17 protein-coding genes and 1 tRNA gene are annotated in these 18,495 nt (G+C 57.3%); 5 read left to right on the forward strand and 13 right to left on the reverse strand.

Going from position 1 to position 18,495, the window contains the following annotated elements; all coding sequences use genetic code 11:
• Window positions 1-113: 113 nt before the first annotated feature.
• Window positions 114-1,400 (forward strand): sialidase family protein, encoded by a 1,287-nt coding sequence (locus AC0L8N_RS18165; RefSeq protein WP_473669744.1) that lies wholly within the window; start codon window positions 114-116, stop codon window positions 1,398-1,400.
• Between the two features lie 87 nt (window positions 1,401-1,487).
• On the opposite strand, the gene AC0L8N_RS18170 is transcribed toward AC0L8N_RS18165, so the two are convergent.
• The 6 genes from AC0L8N_RS18170 to AC0L8N_RS18195 all read right to left on the reverse strand — a co-directional run bounded on the left by AC0L8N_RS18170 (window position 1,488) and on the right by AC0L8N_RS18195 (window position 7,708).
• Window positions 1,488-1,563: transfer RNA gene (locus AC0L8N_RS18170), tRNA-Gly, on the reverse strand.
• A gap of 156 nt (window positions 1,564-1,719) precedes the next feature.
• Window positions 1,720-2,280, reverse strand: coding sequence for a CDP-diacylglycerol--glycerol-3-phosphate 3-phosphatidyltransferase (gene pgsA, locus AC0L8N_RS18175; protein WP_473669746.1), 561 nt, complete (start codon window positions 2,278-2,280; stop codon window positions 1,720-1,722).
• A gap of 24 nt (window positions 2,281-2,304) precedes the next feature.
• Complete coding sequence (gene uvrC, locus AC0L8N_RS18180) at window positions 2,305-4,146, reverse strand: excinuclease ABC subunit UvrC (RefSeq protein ID WP_473669748.1); 1,842 nt, start codon at window positions 4,144-4,146, stop codon at window positions 2,305-2,307.
• Window positions 4,143-4,775 (reverse strand): uracil-DNA glycosylase, encoded by a 633-nt coding sequence (locus AC0L8N_RS18185; RefSeq protein ID WP_473670235.1) that lies wholly within the window; start codon window positions 4,773-4,775, stop codon window positions 4,143-4,145. The genes uvrC and AC0L8N_RS18185 overlap by 4 nt, the downstream gene beginning before the upstream one ends.
• Before the next feature lie 24 nt (window positions 4,776-4,799).
• Entirely contained in the window at window positions 4,800-6,140 is a 1,341-nt protein-coding gene (gene icd, locus AC0L8N_RS18190) for an NADP-dependent isocitrate dehydrogenase (protein ID WP_473669750.1), read from the reverse strand.
• An 80-nt stretch (window positions 6,141-6,220) separates the two neighbouring features.
• Entirely contained in the window at window positions 6,221-7,708 is a 1,488-nt protein-coding gene (locus tag AC0L8N_RS18195) for an aldolase/citrate lyase/malate synthase family protein (protein ID WP_473669752.1), read from the reverse strand.
• 109 nt (window positions 7,709-7,817) lie between these two features.
• Between AC0L8N_RS18195 and AC0L8N_RS18200 the strand changes: the two genes are divergently transcribed.
• The gene (locus AC0L8N_RS18200) at window positions 7,818-8,384 is read left to right on the forward strand and encodes a pseudouridine synthase (RefSeq protein ID WP_473669754.1); all 567 of its coding nucleotides are present in this window, start codon (window positions 7,818-7,820) and stop codon (window positions 8,382-8,384) included.
• A gap of 84 nt (window positions 8,385-8,468) precedes the next feature.
• Here the strand turns inward: AC0L8N_RS18200 and AC0L8N_RS18205 are convergent, their stop codons facing one another.
• Window positions 8,469-9,824: a class II 3-deoxy-7-phosphoheptulonate synthase gene (locus AC0L8N_RS18205; protein WP_473669756.1), complete on the reverse strand. Its 1,356-nt coding sequence runs from the start codon at window positions 9,822-9,824 to the stop codon at window positions 8,469-8,471.
• Window positions 9,825-10,068: 244 nt separating this feature from the next.
• Here AC0L8N_RS18205 and amaB point away from each other — a divergent pair, with 244 nt between their 5' ends.
• Entirely contained in the window at window positions 10,069-11,589 is a 1,521-nt protein-coding gene (gene amaB, locus AC0L8N_RS18210; protein WP_473669758.1) for an L-piperidine-6-carboxylate dehydrogenase, read from the forward strand.
• A 68-nt stretch (window positions 11,590-11,657) separates the two neighbouring features.
• Here the strand turns inward: amaB and AC0L8N_RS18215 are convergent, their stop codons facing one another.
• Window positions 11,658-12,149, reverse strand: a complete 492-nt coding sequence (locus AC0L8N_RS18215; RefSeq protein WP_473669760.1) for an asparaginase domain-containing protein — start codon at window positions 12,147-12,149, stop codon at window positions 11,658-11,660.
• Window positions 12,150-12,243: 94 nt separating this feature from the next.
• Between AC0L8N_RS18215 and AC0L8N_RS18220 the strand changes: the two genes are divergently transcribed.
• Window positions 12,244-13,707 carry an NfeD family protein gene (locus tag AC0L8N_RS18220; protein ID WP_473669762.1) on the forward strand — a complete coding sequence of 488 codons (1,464 nt, stop codon included), beginning with the start codon at window positions 12,244-12,246 and terminating at the stop codon, window positions 13,705-13,707.
• Between the two features lie 39 nt (window positions 13,708-13,746).
• Window positions 13,747-14,517 carry a slipin family protein gene (locus AC0L8N_RS18225; RefSeq protein ID WP_473669764.1) on the forward strand — a complete coding sequence of 257 codons (771 nt, stop codon included), beginning with the start codon at window positions 13,747-13,749 and terminating at the stop codon, window positions 14,515-14,517.
• Between the two features lie 11 nt (window positions 14,518-14,528).
• Here AC0L8N_RS18225 and AC0L8N_RS18230 read toward each other — a convergent pair whose 3' ends face one another.
• The 5 genes from AC0L8N_RS18230 to mazG form a co-directional block, all read right to left on the reverse strand.
• The gene (locus AC0L8N_RS18230; RefSeq protein WP_473669766.1) at window positions 14,529-15,908 is read right to left on the reverse strand and encodes an ATP-binding protein; all 1,380 of its coding nucleotides are present in this window, start codon (window positions 15,906-15,908) and stop codon (window positions 14,529-14,531) included.
• A gap of 6 nt (window positions 15,909-15,914) precedes the next feature.
• Window positions 15,915-16,601, reverse strand: coding sequence for a response regulator (locus AC0L8N_RS18235; RefSeq protein WP_473669768.1), 687 nt, complete (start codon window positions 16,599-16,601; stop codon window positions 15,915-15,917).
• A gap of 9 nt (window positions 16,602-16,610) precedes the next feature.
• A complete protein-coding gene (locus AC0L8N_RS18240) occupies window positions 16,611-16,913 on the reverse strand; it encodes a PepSY domain-containing protein (RefSeq protein WP_473669770.1) in 303 nt (100 codons plus the stop codon).
• Window positions 16,914-17,047: 134 nt separating this feature from the next.
• Window positions 17,048-17,614, reverse strand: coding sequence for a glycine zipper 2TM domain-containing protein (locus AC0L8N_RS18245; RefSeq protein ID WP_473669772.1), 567 nt, complete (start codon window positions 17,612-17,614; stop codon window positions 17,048-17,050).
• Between the two features lie 99 nt (window positions 17,615-17,713).
• Window positions 17,714-18,493, reverse strand: a complete 780-nt coding sequence (mazG, locus tag AC0L8N_RS18250) for a nucleoside triphosphate pyrophosphohydrolase (RefSeq protein ID WP_473669775.1) — start codon at window positions 18,491-18,493, stop codon at window positions 17,714-17,716.
• Window positions 18,494-18,495: the final 2 nt, after the last annotated feature.

Below are 18,495 nucleotides of genomic sequence, written 5' to 3' on the forward strand. Positions count from 1 at the left end.
CGCGCGAGAACATAGCACACTTGTCAGCAGGCGGAGCAGTATAGCGATCCACGCGCTGGAATCAATTTTGAATGTCTGTCGCCCTGCTCAGCCATCGAAGGCATAATCGCCGGATGACGACGACGACCTTCCGCCTGCTTCCCGTTCTCCTGCTTTTACTGCTATCGCGTGCCTCCTGGGCCGAAGAACCGGACGCTCACTTGCTCGCCGTCGACGTACCGGCAGTGGCCGGCAGTCTGGCTCCCAACCTGCAGAGAAGCGCTAATGGCACGGTTACCTTGAGCTGGTTGGAGCCAATTGACGAGGGTCACCGTCTACGGTTCTCCGTCTGGCGCGATTCGCATTGGGCTGCACCGACGACGGTCAGCGAAGGCAGCGGCTGGTTCGTCAATTGGGCGGACAGGCCGGCGGTCGTCGCGACCACTGCGAGCTTGTGGTCGGCACACTGGCTGGTCGGCCGACCGGCTGGCGGCTACGCTTACGACGTCTACCATGCCGTATCGCAGGACAGTGGCAAGACCTGGAGCGAGCCGAAATCGCCGCACACTGACAATACGGACTCAGAGCATGGCTTCGTCAGCCATCATGAGGCGGCCGCAGGTGCAGGCCTTGTCTGGCTGGACGGGCGCGAAACAGGCGGCCACCACGATGCGCATTCGGGCAGTGTTTCCGGCATGACCTTGCGTGGCGCAACTCTGGCTCCCGGCGGGCAAGTTAACGATGAGCAGTTGATCGATGACCTCGTGTGCGACTGTTGCCCGACTGCCGCAATCCAGACCCCGGACGGCCCGATCACCGTATACCGGAACCGGACTGAAGCCGAAGTTCGGGATATCTACTATTCGCGCCAGATTGACGGCGTTTGGCAGCAAGGCAAGCCCGTGGCCGATGATGGCTGGGTCATCAGTGGTTGCCCTGTCAATGGCCCGGTCATCGCGAACCAGGGGCGTACCGTCGCGGTCGCCTGGTTTACGGCTGCAGGCGGCCGGCCGCGGGTCCGATTTGCCCGAACAGACGCCATCGCCGACGGGTTCGGCACACCGGTAGACGTTTTGAGCGGTGACTCGCTGGGCCGTGTCGGCTTGGTACTGCTCGAAAATGGAACCGCGCTGGTCAGTGCCCTGCAGGGCAGCGCATCGGGCGCGGCATCGCTGGTCTTGCGGCATTTGGACACCCAAGGCGCCCTGCTGTCCCGTACCGTCATCAGCGAGGACGTACCGGCATTGTCCATTCCGCAACTGACGGTGTCCGGGAACGAACTCCTGATCGTTTGGGGCGATCGCCGTCAAACCGAACAGAGCGTCGTTGCACGACGAATAGTCCTGAGCCCGGCTTTCCTGGGGACAGCCACCGAAACGGCCCGCTTACGACCTGCAGTCGCGTCCCATCTCAATCAGTAGTGGCACACGCGTAGTCAGCGGAGGTCTTTCGATTAACCTGTCAACCCATAAAAAAAGGCCCTCACATCGTGAGGGCCTTTTTGCTATTGGAGCGGGAAACCAGGTTCGAACTGGCGACCTCAACCTTGGCAAGGTTGCGCTCTACCAACTGAGCTATTCCCGCGATGTTTCTGTGTAGTCGGCAAGCCCTTGTTCTTGCTGGCCGTTGGCGTTTGGTCGCGCCTTACACGTTCTGCTTTTCAGCAGAAGGGCCGCAATTTTAGCGGCGCGGCCCACAGAGTCAAGCAGTGTCTGCAAATAATTAGGCCTGGGACAATATTCAGTCGTCTGCCTGCATTGAGGGCCATGCTGCGCGCAGGTATACGTACATGGACCAAAGGGTCATTCCGGCCGCTGCCAGCAGCAATGCGAAGCCCAGATTGTACATATCCAGACCGAATAAATAGTTCTGGTACACCATGAAAGCGATTCCAAACATTTGCAATGTTGTCTTCACTTTTCCGCCCCAGGAGACTTTGACGTTGGAGCGCATGCCTATCGTGGCCATCCATTCGCGCAAAGCGGACACCGTGATTTCCCGCCCGATAATGATCATGGCTATAACATCAACGTAGGAGCGCGGATCACTCTGCACCAGCAGCACCAGGACTATCGCGACCATCAGTTTGTCAGCCACCGGATCGAGGAATTCACCGAATCGCGATATCTGTCCGTAACGCCGTGCTACGTAGCCGTCGAGCAAATCGGTAATGGCCGCGAGACCAAACACGATACCGGCGATGGGGCGCGCATTGGGCATTGAGCTGTAAAAGCAGATCACCACCACAGGTATGGCGAGAATTCTGACTAACGTAAGAATGATGGCGAGATTGAGTTTCACGAACGCTCCTGGCGTTTCAATATTCTAGTTTTTGCCGTCCAGGTGCAGATCGTTATAAATCCGTTCTGCCATGGCTTTGCTGATGCCGTGTACACGCGCAAGATCGTCAATACTTGCACCCGATACACCGGGCAAACCGCCAAATTGCCGTAACAACTCTCGCCTTCGTTTCGGTCCCAGTCCCGGGATTTCCTCAAGACGGGACGTTGTACGGGCCTTCGCGCGTCGTTGCCTGTGTCCAGTGATTGCAAACCGGTGCGCTTCATCTCGCAATTGTTGAATCAACAACAATGCCGGTGAGTCAGCGGGCAGTATAGAGGGCGCATTTTCACCTGCCAAGAAAAGCTGCTCCATGCCCGGCTTTCTGGATCTGCCTTTCGCAACTCCCACGACCTGCAGCCAGTCAATTTCCAACTCAGCAAGCACGGCGGTCGCTTCGGCCAACTGCCCTTTTCCGCCATCAACAAACAGCACGTCAGGCATCGGGACTTCGCCTTTCTTAATGCGCGCGTAGCGACGACGCAGCGCTTCTCGCATAGCGCCGTAGTCGTCGCCCGGCGCGGCCGGTTCGAGATTGAATCTACGGTAGTCGCTCTTTAGTGCGCCGCTTTGATTGAATACGACACACGAGGCAACGGTGGCCTCACCTGAGGTGTGACTGACATCAAAACACTCGATGCGTTCCGGAGCCGCTTCCAGCTTCAGGAAATCACCCAGTGCCGCAAACTGTCGTTGCAGAGTGGCATTGCTGTTGACCTTCATGGTCAGCCCTTCCCTGGCATTAGTGGCAGCCAGTTCGAGCCAGCGCTGTCGCCGATCGCGCACGCTGTGGCGGATTTGCACAGTGTGTGAGGATCGCGTACTAAGTTCCTTTTCCAGCAGATCACTGTCTTCGACGACCGCATCAACCACGATCTCCGGCGGCGCTTCACGGCCCAAATAGTACTGCGCCAGAAAGCCACTCATGATCTCGCTGCTGTCAGCGTCACCGGCCAGTTTCGGGAAATGGTTCCGGCTGCCGAGAACCGCGCCGTTGCGTATGAAGAGGACCGTTACGCAGTGAATCCCCGGGCTCGAAGCACTGGCGACTACATCAAGGTCACGGGCCGAATGTCGTGAGACCAGTTGCTGAGCTTCCACTTCGCGTAGTCGCGCGATCTGATCGCGGTAACGCGCTGCATGTTCGTAGTCCTGTCGATCAGCAGCGTCCTCCATGCGCGCAACGAACGTATCGATGACGCTACGGTTTTTGCCTTCCAAAAATAGTATCGCCGCGTCAACATCTTCCCGATAACGCTGTTCTTCCACCAGCCCCACACACGGTGCCGTGCACCGACGGATCTGGTATTGCAGACAAGGCCGGCTTCGGTTGCGAAAAAAGCTGTCCTGGCACTGCCGAACCTGAAAAAGCTTCTGCAATTCGTTCAGTGTCTTGCGCACGGCAACAATGCTGGGATAAGGCCCAAAATATCGTCCCTTGCCTTTGCGTGGGCCACGGTGAAACTGCAGGCGGGGAAACGGGTGTTGCGTCGAAACGTAGATATACGGGTAGCTCTTGTCGTCCCGAAGTACGACATTGAAACGCGGCTTGTATTTTTTAATCAGGTTGTATTCGAGCAGCAGCGCTTCTGCCTCGGTGTTGGTGACCGTGACCTGGACGTCCGTCACCTGAGTCATCAACGAGGCCGTCTTGGGCTGCGAATGGCTGCGCTGAAAATAGCTGGAAACGCGCTTCTTGAGATCGCGGGCTTTGCCCACGTAGATAACTTTAGCGCCGGCATTACGCATCAGGTAAACGCCCGGCCTGTGTGTCAGGCTCTTGAGGAAGCTCTTGGCATCGAATGCATTGTCACTTTCGGCCGTCACTGCTTATCCTGCAATAGCTCCTTCACCCTGGCAAAAATGCCACGGAACATCTCCGTTGTTAAACGGCCTGTGTTCGTGTTGTATCGGCTGCAGTGATACGAATCCAGCAGCAAGAACCGGTTCGGCAGTGCGTGCTCTGCAGCGTGGCCAAATTTGTAATCAGCCTGACGTAACCCCAGCGCTTTGACAATGGCGCGGTGCGCGATGCCACCTAACGCTAGTACCACTGCATTGGCAGGCACAGTATCCAACTCATTGGCCAGAAAACTGTTGCAGGTATTGATCTCGGCACCGACCGGCTTGTTGTCAGGTGGCAAACACTTGACGGCATTCGTAATGCGCGTGTTCGCGAGCGTCAAGCCATCGTCGGTGGATACAGACTCGGCGTGACTGCCAAAGCCAAACTCGTGCAGCATCTCGTACAGCAGGATGCCCGCGTGATCTCCGGTAAAGGGTCGACCACTCGCGTTGGCACCGTGCATGCCGGGCGCAAGACCCACGACCAGAAAGCGCGCCCCCGGATCGCCAAACGGCGGTACCGGCCGGCAATAGTAATCGGGGTACCTGCCCTTTACGCTGTCGAGGAATTCCGCCAGGCGCGGGCAAGCGCGGCATTTCGCATCAAACAACTTCGTCACTGTGCTGCCCGACAATCAATCATCCATGTGACTGATGATGGCACGACCAAAGCCGCGAGTCCCAAGTAACTTTGCGCCCGGAATCAGCTGTTCGAGTTCTTCCTGTACTTCACCTTTGTCGTTCGGATCAACCTTACGTTTCGGTGCCCGAATGGCTTCGCGAAGCCGGGCCAGATCAAAAGTCAGTTCCTTGTTGGCAATGGTATTCGCGACACCCTTGATGATCAGATCTGCCGCTTCAGTCCAGCCCATGTAACGCAGCATCATCTCGGCGGAAAGGATAAGAGAGCCCGGGTTAACCCGGTTCTTGCCGGCAAAACCCGGTGCTGTGCCGTGAGTCGCTTCAAATACACCGACACCCTCACCGATATTGGCACCCGGTGCGATGCCGATACCACCGACCTGTGCTGCAAGGGCATCCGAGATATAGTCGCCATTAAGGTTCAGTGTCGCGATAACGTCATACTCCTCCGGGCGGAGCAGTATTTGCTGCAGAAAGTTGTCTGCGATGACATCCTTGATGACAATGTCCCGTCCGGTCACCGGGTTTTTGAACGTCAGCCACGTGCCGCCATCGACGGGTGTAGCGCCAAACTCCTCGCGCGCAACCTCATAGCCCCATTGGCAAAAAGCGCCTTCGGTGAATTTCATGATGTTGCCCTTGTGGACCAGAGAAACTGATCCTAGGTCGCGGTCAACACAATACTGAATGGCCTTGCGCACCAGTCGCTCCGATCCTTCACGGGATACGGGCTTGATGCCCAGACCGGAGCTCGACGGGAACCGGATTTCCGTAACGCCCAGTTCCGTTTGCAGGAATTTGATCAGCTTCTGCACTTCCTGCGAACCGGCCGGAAATTCAATGCCTGCGTAGATGTCTTCGGTGTTCTCGCGGAACACCGTCATGTCAACGAGATCCGAGTCTTTCATCGGTGTGGATACGCCGGGAAAATAGCGTATTGGCCGTACACAGGCGAACAAGTCCAGACTTTGCCGGATCGTAACGTTGAGTGAGCGCATGCCACCGCCGATCGGCGTTGTTAGCGGACCTTTGATCGAAACCGCGTAATTTCGCAAGGCGTGCAGTGTTTCTTCCGGCAAGTATTGATTGTCGCCGTACAGGTCGGCCGCCGCCTGACCGGCGTATACCTGCATCCAGCGTACAGCCCGCTTCTTACCGTACGCCCGCTCGACAGAGGCGTTCACCACATCCAGCATTACCGGCGTGACATCGATCCCAATACCGTCGCCCTCGATAAACGGAATGATCGGATAATCCGGGACATTCAGCGAATGATCGGGGTTGATCGTAATGGGGCAGCCATCAGTGGGGACCTTTATCTGATCGTATTGCATACAAATTCTCGTGGTCTGGCCTCGTCAATAGGGGCGCATTGTACCGGTCCGGGCAGAGACGCACAGCCCCGCGCTGATATTCACAGGGTATTTGACAGGAAAAAGTTGCCTGGCGACCTGCTCAGCACGTAATCCGACAGATGTTTTGCCAGACCGGCACAGGCAATTTCGGAGGCTTCCAGGCTGGCTATTTCTTCGTCGAGCACCGACAGGAAGTAGTCTTCGTCCACAATCCGACCGTCGTCCAGAACGCCGGTCGCGTGGCTGACCCAATGGCGCAACTGCCCTGCAGCCAGTTCAATGCTGGCCGGCGTTTCGCGACACTGATTCAGATTCAACGTCGACCTGCCCTCGTTGATCGCGAGCAGCCCTTGCAATGCGACGATCAAACACGCACGTAAACCGGCTTCCGTAATCTTGCCCTTCGGGACCTGCAACAAATCGGCGCCCACAATATGAATGTCCGCCCGCAAGCGATGCAATTGATGCTGACCCGGCATCATGCGGTCGAATACTTCCCGCGCTGCCGCCACGAATACCTCGTCAGCAACACCGCTGCCGTCGAATCCCGCTCTGACCTGACGTTCGTTTTCAACACGCAATCGACCAAAAACCCGATTGTCTTTGTCGGCGTCCTGAGCCTGCCAGCGCGATGGTGAGCCTATGGCGAGCGCGCCGCGGCGGTGCGCATGCTGTACCAGCAGCAACTCCCAACGTTGCAGCAAGTGCGTGCTACCGGTCAGCTCCGCCGCATCCGGCAACACGAATTGCGGAAATTCCCGGAAAGCTCGCACCAGGCTTGCGAGACAATTGCTATGGTCGAGCGTCAGTGCCGCTACGTAGTCTTTTAGTGCGTACATCAGCGCATCTATGTCGAACACGGCGGGGACCGTTTCGATGGCGAGGGTCGCGTTTATCTGGTCCCGGGCAACGATGCCGGACGATTCCAGATAGGCGAAAACGTCTCGCCAAAACTCGGCTTCGTTCACGGATTCCAATCGACTCAGTTTCAGGCAAACCGCATCCAGCGTCGCTGTGTTGTGACTAAGAAACAGCGCAACGTCTACGAGTGCCGCATGACCGGACTCCTCGCCCCACCGCACGAGTGGTTCGCGGCAGGCAATATCCCGCATACCGAAGATCAGAGCATTGCGTGACTCATTCAGGTTTGTGCTCAGCGCCCGGTTGATCGCCCACAGGGCTGACAAAGCGGCGCCTTCTACCGGCAGAAGTTCGCAAAGGTCGATGACGACTGTGGACGCCGCAGAATCAAGGGCGAGTGGCAACGAGTCTTCGTGCGGTATGCAATGCCATTCAACCCGACGATCGCGTAACGCCTGCGCCGCCCCGCTCGTCAACCAAGTGTCCGTACTGGTCGCCGGGATGCTGGCGGGCCACTCACCGTTGTCATACGCCACCTGGCGCTGCTGGCGTTGCTCTATTAAGTTCTGCAGACGAGGGGCAAACCGGCTGTGCAACTCGCCGACCAACGCGAGTGTTGGCTCGTCAGCGAGCGTCGTGTACGGCGCACCCGCCGGAAATTCTACGGTGATAATTTGCTCGCGCATGAATCAATTGGACCCGTTGCTCTGTTGCAGAAATGACAGGATACCCGAGCTAATGCGCGAGTGACGACGATGACGCCACGATCGCTGTGTGATCGCCTATACTGCGCGAATGCCCCTCGTCCTGCTCAACAAACCTTTTCAGGTGCTCAGCCAGTTCAGTGACAGCGAACAACGGCAGACACTGGCCGATTTTGTGTCTTTGCCCGGCGTTTACCCTGCTGGCCGGCTTGACCGAGACAGCGAAGGATTGCTGTTACTGACGGATGACGGTCGCTTGCAGGCACGGATTGCCGAACCGAAACAGAAGCTGGCAAAACGTTACTGGGTGCAGGTTGAGGGCAGCCCGGAGGCGGCACAGCTGGCCCGCCTCGAGCGCGGTGTCCACCTTAAAGACGGCACGGCCAGAGCGCTTTTTGCGCGGGCGATCCCCACTCCCGCCAAGCTATGGCCACGTGATCCGCCAATACGGGAACGTCGATCCATTCCGGCCGAATGGATCGATATGGCCATTGACGAGGGCCGCAATCGCCAGGTGCGTCGGATGACAGCCGCAGCCGGGTTGCCGACGTTGCGTCTTATCCGACACCGGATTGGCCCGTTCTCCATTGAAGGACTTCTGCCCGGTGAAAGCCGGACGATCAATAACAGCGATGCCTGGGCACTACTAAAGTCCTGAGGGACGGGCGTTGCAACAGCGCTACCTGATCTCCACAACTCGTTTGCCCGCCGGGACCCGCCGGGCAAACGAACTCAGCGAAATTCAGGCTTGTTGATTGCGGTTAAAGCCAGCAATCCGCATGGCAACTTCGAGGGCCTGTTCGTAGTTGAGGCGTGGATCAACGGTGGACTTGTACGCACGAGCAAGGTCCGCATCGTTCAAGCCACGCGCGCCACCGGTGCACTCGGTAACATTTTCGCCGGTGAGCTCCAGATGCACGCCACCGAGGTAACTGCCCATTTCCTCGTGAATCCGAAATGCGGACTCCAGCTCGCCGACGATGTTGTCGAAGCGCCGGGTCTTGGTGCCATCGGCAGTACTCTCGGTATTGCCGTGCATCGGGTCGCAGACCCACAGTACCGGTGAACCGGTTTCTCGGGCGGCACGAATCAATTCCGGTAATCCCTCGTCTATGGCCTTTGCGCCGAAGCGATGAATCAGTGTCAATCGACCGGGTTCATTGTTCGGGTTCAATACCCGGATGAGATCCTGCAGCCATTCCCGAGTCATGCCCGGACCGATTTTTACCCCCATCGGATTGGCGATACCGCGGAAATATTCAATGTGTGCACCGTCGAGTGCTGCGGTTCGCATACCTATCCACGGAAAATGCGTGGTGAGGTTGTACCAACTTTTTCGGCGCGGCAGAAAACGCGTTTGCGACTGCTCGTACAGCAGGTGCAAACCTTCGTGTGCGGCATAAATGTCAGCGCGCTGAGTGAGGTGTAAAGGGCGTCCCGAAACGGTCTTAATAAAGTCGAGCGATTCAGAGATCGAATTTACAATTTCGTGGTATTGCGCAGCTGTCTTTGAGTGACCAACCCAATCGAGGTCCCAATATTCCGGGTGGTGTAAATCGGCAAAGCCACCATCAATAAGTGACCGCACGAAATTCAGGGTAAGCGCAGCGCGCTCGTAGCCACGCAGAATCAGTTGCGGATCGGGAATGCGGTCTTCCGACGTAAACGGGCTTCGGTTTACCAGGTCACCGCGAAAACTTGGCAGCGTCACGCCGTCCCGGGTCTCCATATCGGCTGATCGTGGCTTGGCGTACTGACCGGCCATGCGCCCGACTCTTACCACTGGCTTTTTGAGCCCGTACAGCATGACGAGGCTCATTTGCAGCAGTATTTTCAGTTTGGCAACGACACTTTCCGAGGTGCAATCGGAAAAATTCTCGGCACAATCGCCGCCCTGCAACACAAAAGCTTCGCCGCGCTGCGCCTTGGCAATGTGATCTCGAAGGCTGTCGACTTCCCACGACGTTACGATTGGCGGCAGTCGGCTGAGGTCTGCCACGGCTTGATCCAACTCGGCCTGATCAGGGTAAGTCGGCTGCTGTGCGGCGGGCATGGATTGCCAGCTGGCGGGATGCCAGTCTGATTGGTTACGGGTCACGGGAGCTCCTGCTGGCTGCCTGCGGAGGCAAGTTTCTATCTGAAGTACGAGCGAATATGCCATGTCGCGCATTCGGATCGCAAAATTATCTGTTCTTCCGGGTCTGCAACGACAGCTGTCTGGCGGGCTGCTGGATTGTCTGGAAACCCTGCCGTTAGCTTGGCACAATGCGCCACCTGCGGGCGCAGTCAGTTGTTACGCGGCAAATTCACCTTTATTTTCGCCTGGCCAGGGGGCCATCTTCATGAAAGACATACTGAAAAGACTTGGACTGGAAGACATCAATGCAGGCACCTGGTCCGGCTCACGTCCGACACAATCAGACAATGCACCGCTGATTGATTCGATTAACCCCTCGAATGGTCAACGTATCGCATCTGTTCGCGGTACCACTGCCGACGAATATGAACAGGTTATGGCGAATGCGCGAGCGGCCTACCTGGAATGGCGCAAAGTACCCGCTCCGTTACGCGGTGACGCTATCCGACGAGTGGGCAACGCCCTGCGCGACAACAAAGACGCGCTCGGCAGCCTGGTGACCCTCGAGATGGGCAAGATCAAGGCCGAGGGTGACGGTGAAGTTCAGGAAATGATCGATATCGCCGATTTCGCCGTTGGCCAGTCACGCATGCTCTATGGCTACACGATGCATTCCGAACGGCCACAGCACCGCATGTACGAACAATGGCACCCGCTGGGTATCGTTGGCATTCTCACCGCGTTCAATTTTCCGGTGGCTGTAGCTGCCTGGAATGCCTGCCTGGCCTCCATCTGCGGCAACGTCAATATCTGGAAACCATCGCCGAAAACCCCGTTGTGCGGCGTTGCCACCCAGAAGATCATGGCAGAAGCCATGGCTGACAGCGGCCTTCCTGACATTTTTTACCTGATCAATGACGGCAGCAACGAACTCGCGCAACAGTTTGTCGATGACCGACGTGTCGACCTTGTGTCATTTACTGGCTCGTCGGCCGTCGGTTGCAAAGTTGGTGCCCGCGTTTCACAACGCATGGGCAAGTCGCTGCTGGAACTCGGTGGCAATAACGCAATTATCATCGACGAGTTTGCCAATCTCGATATTGCCGTGCCGAGCATCGTGTTCGGTGCTGTCGGTACCGCCGGCCAGCGTTGCACCAGTACCCGGCGCGTTATCGTGCACACCTCGCGGATGGACGAGTTGAAAGAACGGCTGGTCAAAGCATACCAACAGGTCCGTATCGGCGACCCACTTGATCCGAAAACGCTCATGGGCCCGCTCATTGAAGAATCGACCATCGAGCGTGTGGAAGCGGCCATCGAAGCGGTCAAATCAGCCGGAGGTGAAATTCTCTGCGGCGGCAAACGCATTGACGGTCCCGGCAATTTCATGGAACCGGTTATTGCGGTTGCCAGGAATGAATGGGATATCGTCAAGACCGAAACCTTCGGACCTATTCTCTACTTGATTGAGACGACTGATCTGGACGACGCCATTGCCAAACAGAACAGCGTTGCGCAGGGGCTGTCGTCATCCATCTTTACCGACAAGATGCAGCATGCTGAATACTTCCTGTCGAATCAGGGTTCGGACTGCGGCATCGCCAATGTCAATATCGGCACCTCCGGCGCCGAGATAGGCGGTGCGTTTGGCGGCGAGAAAGAAACCGGTGGCGGTCGCGAATCCGGTTCAGATTCATGGAAGGCTTACATGCGTCGCCAGACCAACACCATAAACTGGGGAAGCGATTTGCCTTTGGCGCAGGGAATCAACTTCGATCTCGGCTAAGGCTTTTCACCGCCAATAGATTGAACACACTGCCGGCCATTGCCGGCAGTGTCGTTTCTGGCGTCGACTTAACTTCCGGGGCTGACTTCGAAGCGGTTCGCTTCCCGGTTCTTGCGAACGCTGCCAGCAGAAAATATCTGCCCGTTCATGGCCAGGTACACACCAGGTGCCGCCACTTGCGCAGCCGCGACTGCCATACCGACATTAAACACGGCATCCGTAGTTCGGAACCGTGCCGGGCTCAATGCGCCTGTGAGCACGATGATCTTCCCTGCGAGATCGGCAAGCTCGGCCGCCGTATCAGTCATGGTGTCGGTCCCGTGCGTGATAACGTAGCGATCCGCATCGTCGTTCTCTATATATTCCCGAAGTACCTTGCGGTCTGCGTCAGTTATTTCCAGACTGTCTTTATGGAACAACGAGACCACATCGAAATCGAATGCCACAAGGCCTTCCTGCAGGATATGGTGTACCTGCGTCTCACCGACTTCGAAACGACTCATCGCGTCGAAGTAGATTTTATCGATGGTGCCGCCGGTAGTAATGAATCGTATGAACATGTGGCCAGCATGCCACGCGCGCTTGCCGCATAGAAGCGCGAAGTAGACGATATCGCAGGCGGTAACCCGCTATTGATATCATGGGAGTGTGAACATGAAGCTCATTCATCGGTATCTCCGTTCTGGCCCGGGCAAAACGCTGGCTGTTATAGCTGCGCTACTGTCAGTTGGCCTCGCGCAGGCGGCCGGCAAAGTCGTGCAGCTCGACCTTGAGGGGCCGCTAGGCGTCGCCACGTCCGAGTACATCATTGCGGGGATTGAAACGGCCAACGAACAACAGGCCCAGCTGGTCATTATCCGCATGGATACGCCGGGCGGGCTGGTTGAGCCCATGCGGGATATTGTCCGGGCGATTCTGGGTTCCGACGTCCCGGTCGCCACCTATGTATCGCCTGGCGGTGCGCGTGCGGACAGTGCCGGCACTTATATCTTGCTCGCCAGTCATATTGCGGCGATGGCGCCGACTACACATCTGGGCGCGGCAACACCGGTTTCGTTGGGTGGCGATGATGCGCCCTCCTCGTTTGAGCCACTTAAACCTGGACCCGGAACGCGTAGCGAAGATGCAGACGAGGACGATGCCGAGAACGATTCCGCATTGCCTGACGAGACTGCGCCCGCTGAGGAATCGACCGACGAAACTGTCCGGGAACCGGACACTGCAATGGGACGCAAAGTGCTCAACGATGCCATCGCCTATATTCGTGGCCTCGCGGAAACTCATGGACGCAACGCCGATTGGGCCGAGCAAGCGGTTCGTGATGCGGCCACACTCACGGCGAGTCAGGCACTGGATCAGAATGTCATCGATTTGATCGCGGACGATCGCGACGCACTGCTTGAGCAAGTCAATGGCATGGAACTGACAGTGAACAATAACGCCGTAGTTCTTGATACAAGCGACGTCGTCGTCGAAAACATCGAGCCCAGCTGGCGGTTGAAGTTTCTGGGTACCATTGCCAACCCGCAGGTTGCACTGCTGCTCATGATAGTCGGTATCTACGGCCTGATGTTTGAAGGCTGGAATCCGGGCGCCATAGTACCTGGTGTCGTTGGTGTCGTTTGTCTGTTGCTGGCGGCTTACGCACTGCAGATTATTCCCGTCAACTATGCCGGTCTCGCATTGATATTTGTCGGTCTGGTCCTGATTGTCGCCGAAGCGTTTGCGCCCAGTTTTGGCGCACTTGGCCTTGGCGGCATAGTTGCGTTCGCATTTGGCGCTATTATGACCTTTGACAGTGGCGTGCCCGGTTTCGGTATATCAATCACCTTTGTGCTCGCAATCACCGTGACGGCCGGGCTGTTGTTGCTCTGGATGGCGACCTACCTCGTGAAACTGCGGCGGCGCGGTGCGGTCAGTGGTGAAGAAGGCATACTCAGCGGCGTTGCTGTTGCCATGGAAACTTTTACGGGGCAAGGCCGGGTATGGCTGGAAGGCGAAGCTTGGCAGGCCTCAAGCAGCGTTCCGATCCAGAAGGATCAACAGCTCAGAGTTCGCGCGATCAATGGCCTTGAGTTGCAGGTCGAACCGCTGGACGCTGCGGCGCACAAAAACTAATTGGTTTTTGCTCATTTTTGTTTTTAAGGAATAACCACGATGTCTATACCGGTAATAGGAATTGTTCTGGCTGTCTTGCTGGTGATCTTGATGAACACGGTCAAGATCATGAAAGAATACGAGCGCGCCGTCGTATTCATGCTCGGCCGTTTTCAAACCGTCAAAGGTCCCGGGCTCATCATCCTGATCCCGTTCATTCAGACCATGACCAAAGTGGACCTGCGCGTCGTGGTTCTGGACGTGCCAACACAGGATGTTATTTCCCGCGACAACGTTTCTGTCAAAGTGAACGCCGTGATCTATTTCCGTGTCGTCGATCCGGAGAAAGCAGTCATCAAAGTCGCCAATGCGTTTGAAGCAACGAGTCAGTTGTCACAAACAACATTGCGGTCCGTGCTCGGACAACACGAGCTGGACGACATGCTCGCGGAACGTGACAAGTTAAATATCGATATTCAGAACTTGCTGGATCAGCGTACGGCCAACTGGGGCATCAAGGTTGCGAACGTCGAAATCAAGCACATCGATCTTGATGAAAGCATGATTCGTGCAATGGCACAGCAGGCCGAGGCCGAGCGCTCACGACGGGCGAAGATCATTAACGCTGAAGGTGAAATGCAAGCCGCAGACCGTCTTGCGCAGGCGGCACGCACGCTTGCTTCCGAAGAGCAGGCTCTGCAGCTGCGCTATTTACAGACACTGAAAGACATTGCGAACGAAAAAACCAACACCATTGTTTTCCCGTTGCCGCTGGACCTGATCAAGCCGTTCATGGAGATAACGGCGAAGAGCAAGACGCTCGAGTCGTAGCGTTTCGGCGCTCAGGGCTGCCCGGCTACTGCCGCGGCGTACAGCTCCACGGAAAACTTGGCACCGCCACTGTCCGACCCGCCGATGCTTACAGTGCCGCCGTAGTTCGCCGCGATATCGCGGACTACGGCGAGCCCTATACCGTGCCCCGGCGCTGACTCATCAAGACGCATGCCGCGCTCAAGCAATTGCTGCGCTAGCTCTTCCGGTATACCCCGACCATCGTCGCTGACCGTGAGCCGTATACCTTCGCGGCCATCGATATGGCTGGCCGCAGCTACGGTCACTTCGATTTCGCGTTCACACCATTTGCAGGCATTGTCCAGAAGGTTACCGGCGAGCTCCAGAAAGTCGCCACGGTCACCGCGAAACTCCGCATCGTCACTGACATCAATATGGATCGTAACCGTCTTGTCGCGGTAGACCTTGGTCAGCCCGTCGGCAAGGCGTTGCAGCTCAGTTCGTACGGCCAGCGTGGGCAGACCGATGCCTTCGCTGACCAGCCGCGCCGGTTTGCGCAGCTGATACCGAACGATGTCGTTCATGCGTTCTATTTGAGCCGCCAGACGTTCTTTCGTGTCGCTGTGTGCGGATTCATCCAGTACTGCACGCATCGCGGCCAGTGGCGTCTTGAGACTGTGCGCCAGATTGTCCAGTGTTTGCCGGTAGCGTTCCGATCGACCTCGTTCACTGCCAATCAGCAAGTTCATATTGCGCGCCACCCCTTTCAGCTCCGTTGGGAAATCATCAGACAACGATGCACGGCCGCCATTCTCGATGTCCCCGATCTCGCCTTCAATCTGTCGCAATGGCCGAAGCACGCTGCGCATGACAATGGATATCGCCAGCAACATGACCAATGCAACCGCAAAGAACCAGCCAAAGAGTTGCCGTCGATAGGCCGCAATTTGTGCGTTCAGTGAGTCGAGACTTTCGGTCACATGAAACGTGTACGGTTTCAAGACACCGTCAGCAAACTCCCAGGTAACCGCGAGCGTCGCCGTCATAACCGGCGTCCCGTCTTCGAGTGTTAATCTCGCCAAACGTTGTTCACCGGGGGAACCCGCTGCCGGTCGTGGCAGCCGCATGCCGATCGCTGAACGAGATTGCCACACGGCCTGTTTGTGTTCGTCGCGCATTTCGGCGTACAGACCGGAGCCCGGTGTGCCGTAACGAGGTTCAGGGAGGTCCGGAGGCATGACCAGCTCATCGCGGTCATTCGGTTCAGCGGCGGCCAGCAGGGCCATGATCTGACTGTCGAGTATGTCTTGTTGAGACTGCTCACCCGCCTGCCGGAAGGCCACTTCCAGCACAACGATGGTCATGCCAAAGAACACCAGCAGCAGGACGCTAACCGACAGCAGCAAACGCGTGCTGAGCGAGGAAATCAATGCGGCTTACTCAGTCTGATTCCGTTCGAGCGCGAAACGGTAGCCCCGACCTCGTAAGGTCTCGATCGGTTTAATGGAATTATCAGGGTCCATCTTCTTGCGCAGGCGGCCGATGAACACTTCAATGACATTGCTGTCACGCTCAAAGTCCTGATCGTACAAGCGGTCCGTCAGCTCACTCTTCGAAATGACTTCGCCCGCGCGCATCATCAGGTGCTCGATAATTCGGTATTCGTAACTGGTCAGGTCAATGGCCTCACCATTAACCCGCAGATCCTGACGCGTACTGTCCAACGTCACCGGTCCTGCGGTCAGCACCGACGAAGCCCAACCACCACTCCGGCGTAACAACGCGTTTATGCGGGCAGAAATTTCCTCAAAATGAAACGGTTTGACGACGTAATCATCGGCACCCGCTTCGAGGCCGTCCACCTTGTCCTGCCAGCGATCGCGCGCAGTCAATATCAGTATGGGATAGGTCTTGCCGCTTTCCCGAACCCGCCGAATCAGCTCCAGCCCGGGAACTTCCGGCAAACCCAGGTCAACGATGGCAAGGTCGATCGGGTATTCTTCGGCGAAATACAGGCCTTCGCGGCCGTCCCCTGCCTTTTCCACACCAAACCCGGCCTCGATTAGTTGCGTGGCCAGCGATTCGCGCAGGGTTTCATCATCTTCTATCAGCAACAGGCGCATTCTTCTTCCTTATCCGCGTCCGCCGCGGGTCCGGCCGTTAATCCGCACGGTCTTCAACTTGCCGTCCTCGGTCAATACTTTGATCACGTGCACCTCACGATTGCCGCGGACCTCTGTCTCTGCACTGACAATACGTCCCCGGTATTGCCTGCGTACCTGATTCACCGCTTCACTCAGCGACGGGCCGTTACTTTGCGCAAGCTGAAACGTCGCCATCTGCTCAATGTTTCCGCCAGCGCCGTTCGCGGCGCCTGCCGGCGAGCCAAGCAGCAATGCCAGGCCAAGCAGAATGTAGAGGTGCATGTGTCTCATGGTGATTTACCTGTCAGCCGCGGGTTTGATTCGTGGCTTCCATTACCGGGAGCGAGCGGGAAGTTTGGTGCGTGGCCCGGCGGATTGCAACGCATCGGTCGCAATCCGCCGGGCCGGATCACCGCTGATAATGCTCAGTTCGCAGGGCGAACGTCGACCCGAATTCGCAGCTTCTTGCCAGGATCGTACGGCATCCGCGTTGCATACTTCTGACCGTGATACCGGTAGGTTACGTTGTAGCCGTCAATCCGTTCTTCCTCTCGCGAGGTGTAATTCGTCTGGCATCGTTCGACCGGGCGTGAATACACTTCACGCTCGTAGCCGCGGCTGCTGTTGCGTCGGGCTGAATCACTGCCTACGGCAGCGCCGATGAGGGCCCCGGCGGCGGTCGCAGCGTCGTTGCCTCGTCCGCTACCGAACTGATGGCCAATCACACCACCGACAATTGCGCCGAACAAGGTACTGCCAGCAGAAGCTGCCGGACGTCGGTCCACGGTGTATTCGCGACTCTCTTCCCAGCACTCGCGAACCGGTGTGGTCACCGTCACGTAGCGAACAATGGGTTCGACGTTAATTACATTCGCGTAGTCGTAAACCGCACCGCGTCGGTTGTAATCATCGGCGTAGGCCGGCGCTGCGCCAAGAGTCAGGGCGCCAAGTGCGACGGCAGCGGCATTCGCAATCCAGTGGTTGGCGTTCATAGCGGTATCTCCATTTTCAGCCTGGGCACGGACCTTTTCCGAGCCTGGGTGAAGCTTACGGAGTGCGCAATGAACCGTTCCTGAACGTAATCAAGAATTTCAGGACCGCTCTTCCAGAGCCTGTTTTGCGTTAAGCCACGCGGCTTCCAGTTCATCCAGGCTGCGTGTCGTAAGCGGCTGCCCCGTGGTCCCCAGGTCTTTCTCAAGCTTTCGGAACCGGGCCTCAAAGCGCCGATTGGCATCGGTCAGCGCCTGTTCCGGGTCAATCCGCAAGTGCCGGGACAGGTTGACCACGGAAAACAACAGGTCGCCCAGTTCGTGGTGGCGGGCTGCAGTATCATCATTTGCGCAGGCCTCGGCGAGTTCCGCGCGCTCTTCGTCAATTTTTTGCTGGACTCCATCGGTGTCCGGCCAGTCGAAGCCGACAGCGGACGCCCGCTTACCCAGCTTCGCGGCCCGCGACAAGGCCGGCAAACTAAGGGCAATGCCGTCCAGCGCACTGGTGCTGGCTGCGGACTCCCTTTCCCCGGCCTTAATGTCTTCCCAACTGCCTGCCACAGCGCCGCGAGCGACTTCGTCGGCGCTGCCAAATACGTGTGGATGTCGCCGCACCATCTTGCTGCAGATGGCGTCGATGACGTCGCTGAAATCAAAATAGCCGGCTTCGTCCGCCATCCGGGCATGGAACGCGACCTGAAAAAGCAAGTCGCCCAATTCGTCTTTCAGGGCTGCCCAGTCCTCCTTGGCGATCGCATCAGCAACCTCGTAGGCTTCTTCCACGGTGTACGGAGCAACACTGGCGAAACTCTGCTCGCGATCCCACGGGCAGTCCTTGCGCAAGGCCACCATGACATCAAGTAATTTCTGGATATCCGACATAA

The sequence above is a fragment of the Woeseia sp. D3-10 genome (genome assembly GCF_055809415.1).

Bases quoted from the DNA above. Each gene is read 5' to 3' on its own strand.
- AC0L8N_RS18245 (WP_473669772.1), bottom strand. From the start codon at position 17,614: ATGAACGCCAACCACTGGATTGCGAATGCCGCTGCCGTCGCACTTGGC.
- AC0L8N_RS18225 (WP_473669764.1), top strand. From the start codon at position 13,747: ATGTCTATACCGGTAATAGGAATTGTTCTGGCTGTCTTGCTGGTGATC.
- icd (WP_473669750.1), bottom strand. From the start codon at position 6,140: ATGCAATACGATCAGATAAAGGTCCCCACTGATGGCTGCCCCATTACG.
- AC0L8N_RS18220 (WP_473669762.1), top strand. From the start codon at position 12,244: ATGAAGCTCATTCATCGGTATCTCCGTTCTGGCCCGGGCAAAACGCTG.
- AC0L8N_RS18235 (WP_473669768.1), bottom strand. From the start codon at position 16,601: ATGCGCCTGTTGCTGATAGAAGATGATGAAACCCTGCGCGAATCGCTG.
- AC0L8N_RS18215 (WP_473669760.1), bottom strand. From the start codon at position 12,149: ATGTTCATACGATTCATTACTACCGGCGGCACCATCGATAAAATCTAC.
- amaB (WP_473669758.1), top strand. From the start codon at position 10,069: ATGAAAGACATACTGAAAAGACTTGGACTGGAAGACATCAATGCAGGC.
- AC0L8N_RS18195 (WP_473669752.1), bottom strand. From the start codon at position 7,708: ATGCGCGAGCAAATTATCACCGTAGAATTTCCGGCGGGTGCGCCGTAC.
- AC0L8N_RS18200 (WP_473669754.1), top strand. From the start codon at position 7,818: ATGCCCCTCGTCCTGCTCAACAAACCTTTTCAGGTGCTCAGCCAGTTC.
- AC0L8N_RS18165 (WP_473669744.1), top strand. From the start codon at position 114: ATGACGACGACGACCTTCCGCCTGCTTCCCGTTCTCCTGCTTTTACTG.
- AC0L8N_RS18240 (WP_473669770.1), bottom strand. From the start codon at position 16,913: ATGAGACACATGCACCTCTACATTCTGCTTGGCCTGGCATTGCTGCTT.
- mazG (WP_473669775.1), bottom strand. From the start codon at position 18,493: ATGTCGGATATCCAGAAATTACTTGATGTCATGGTGGCCTTGCGCAAG.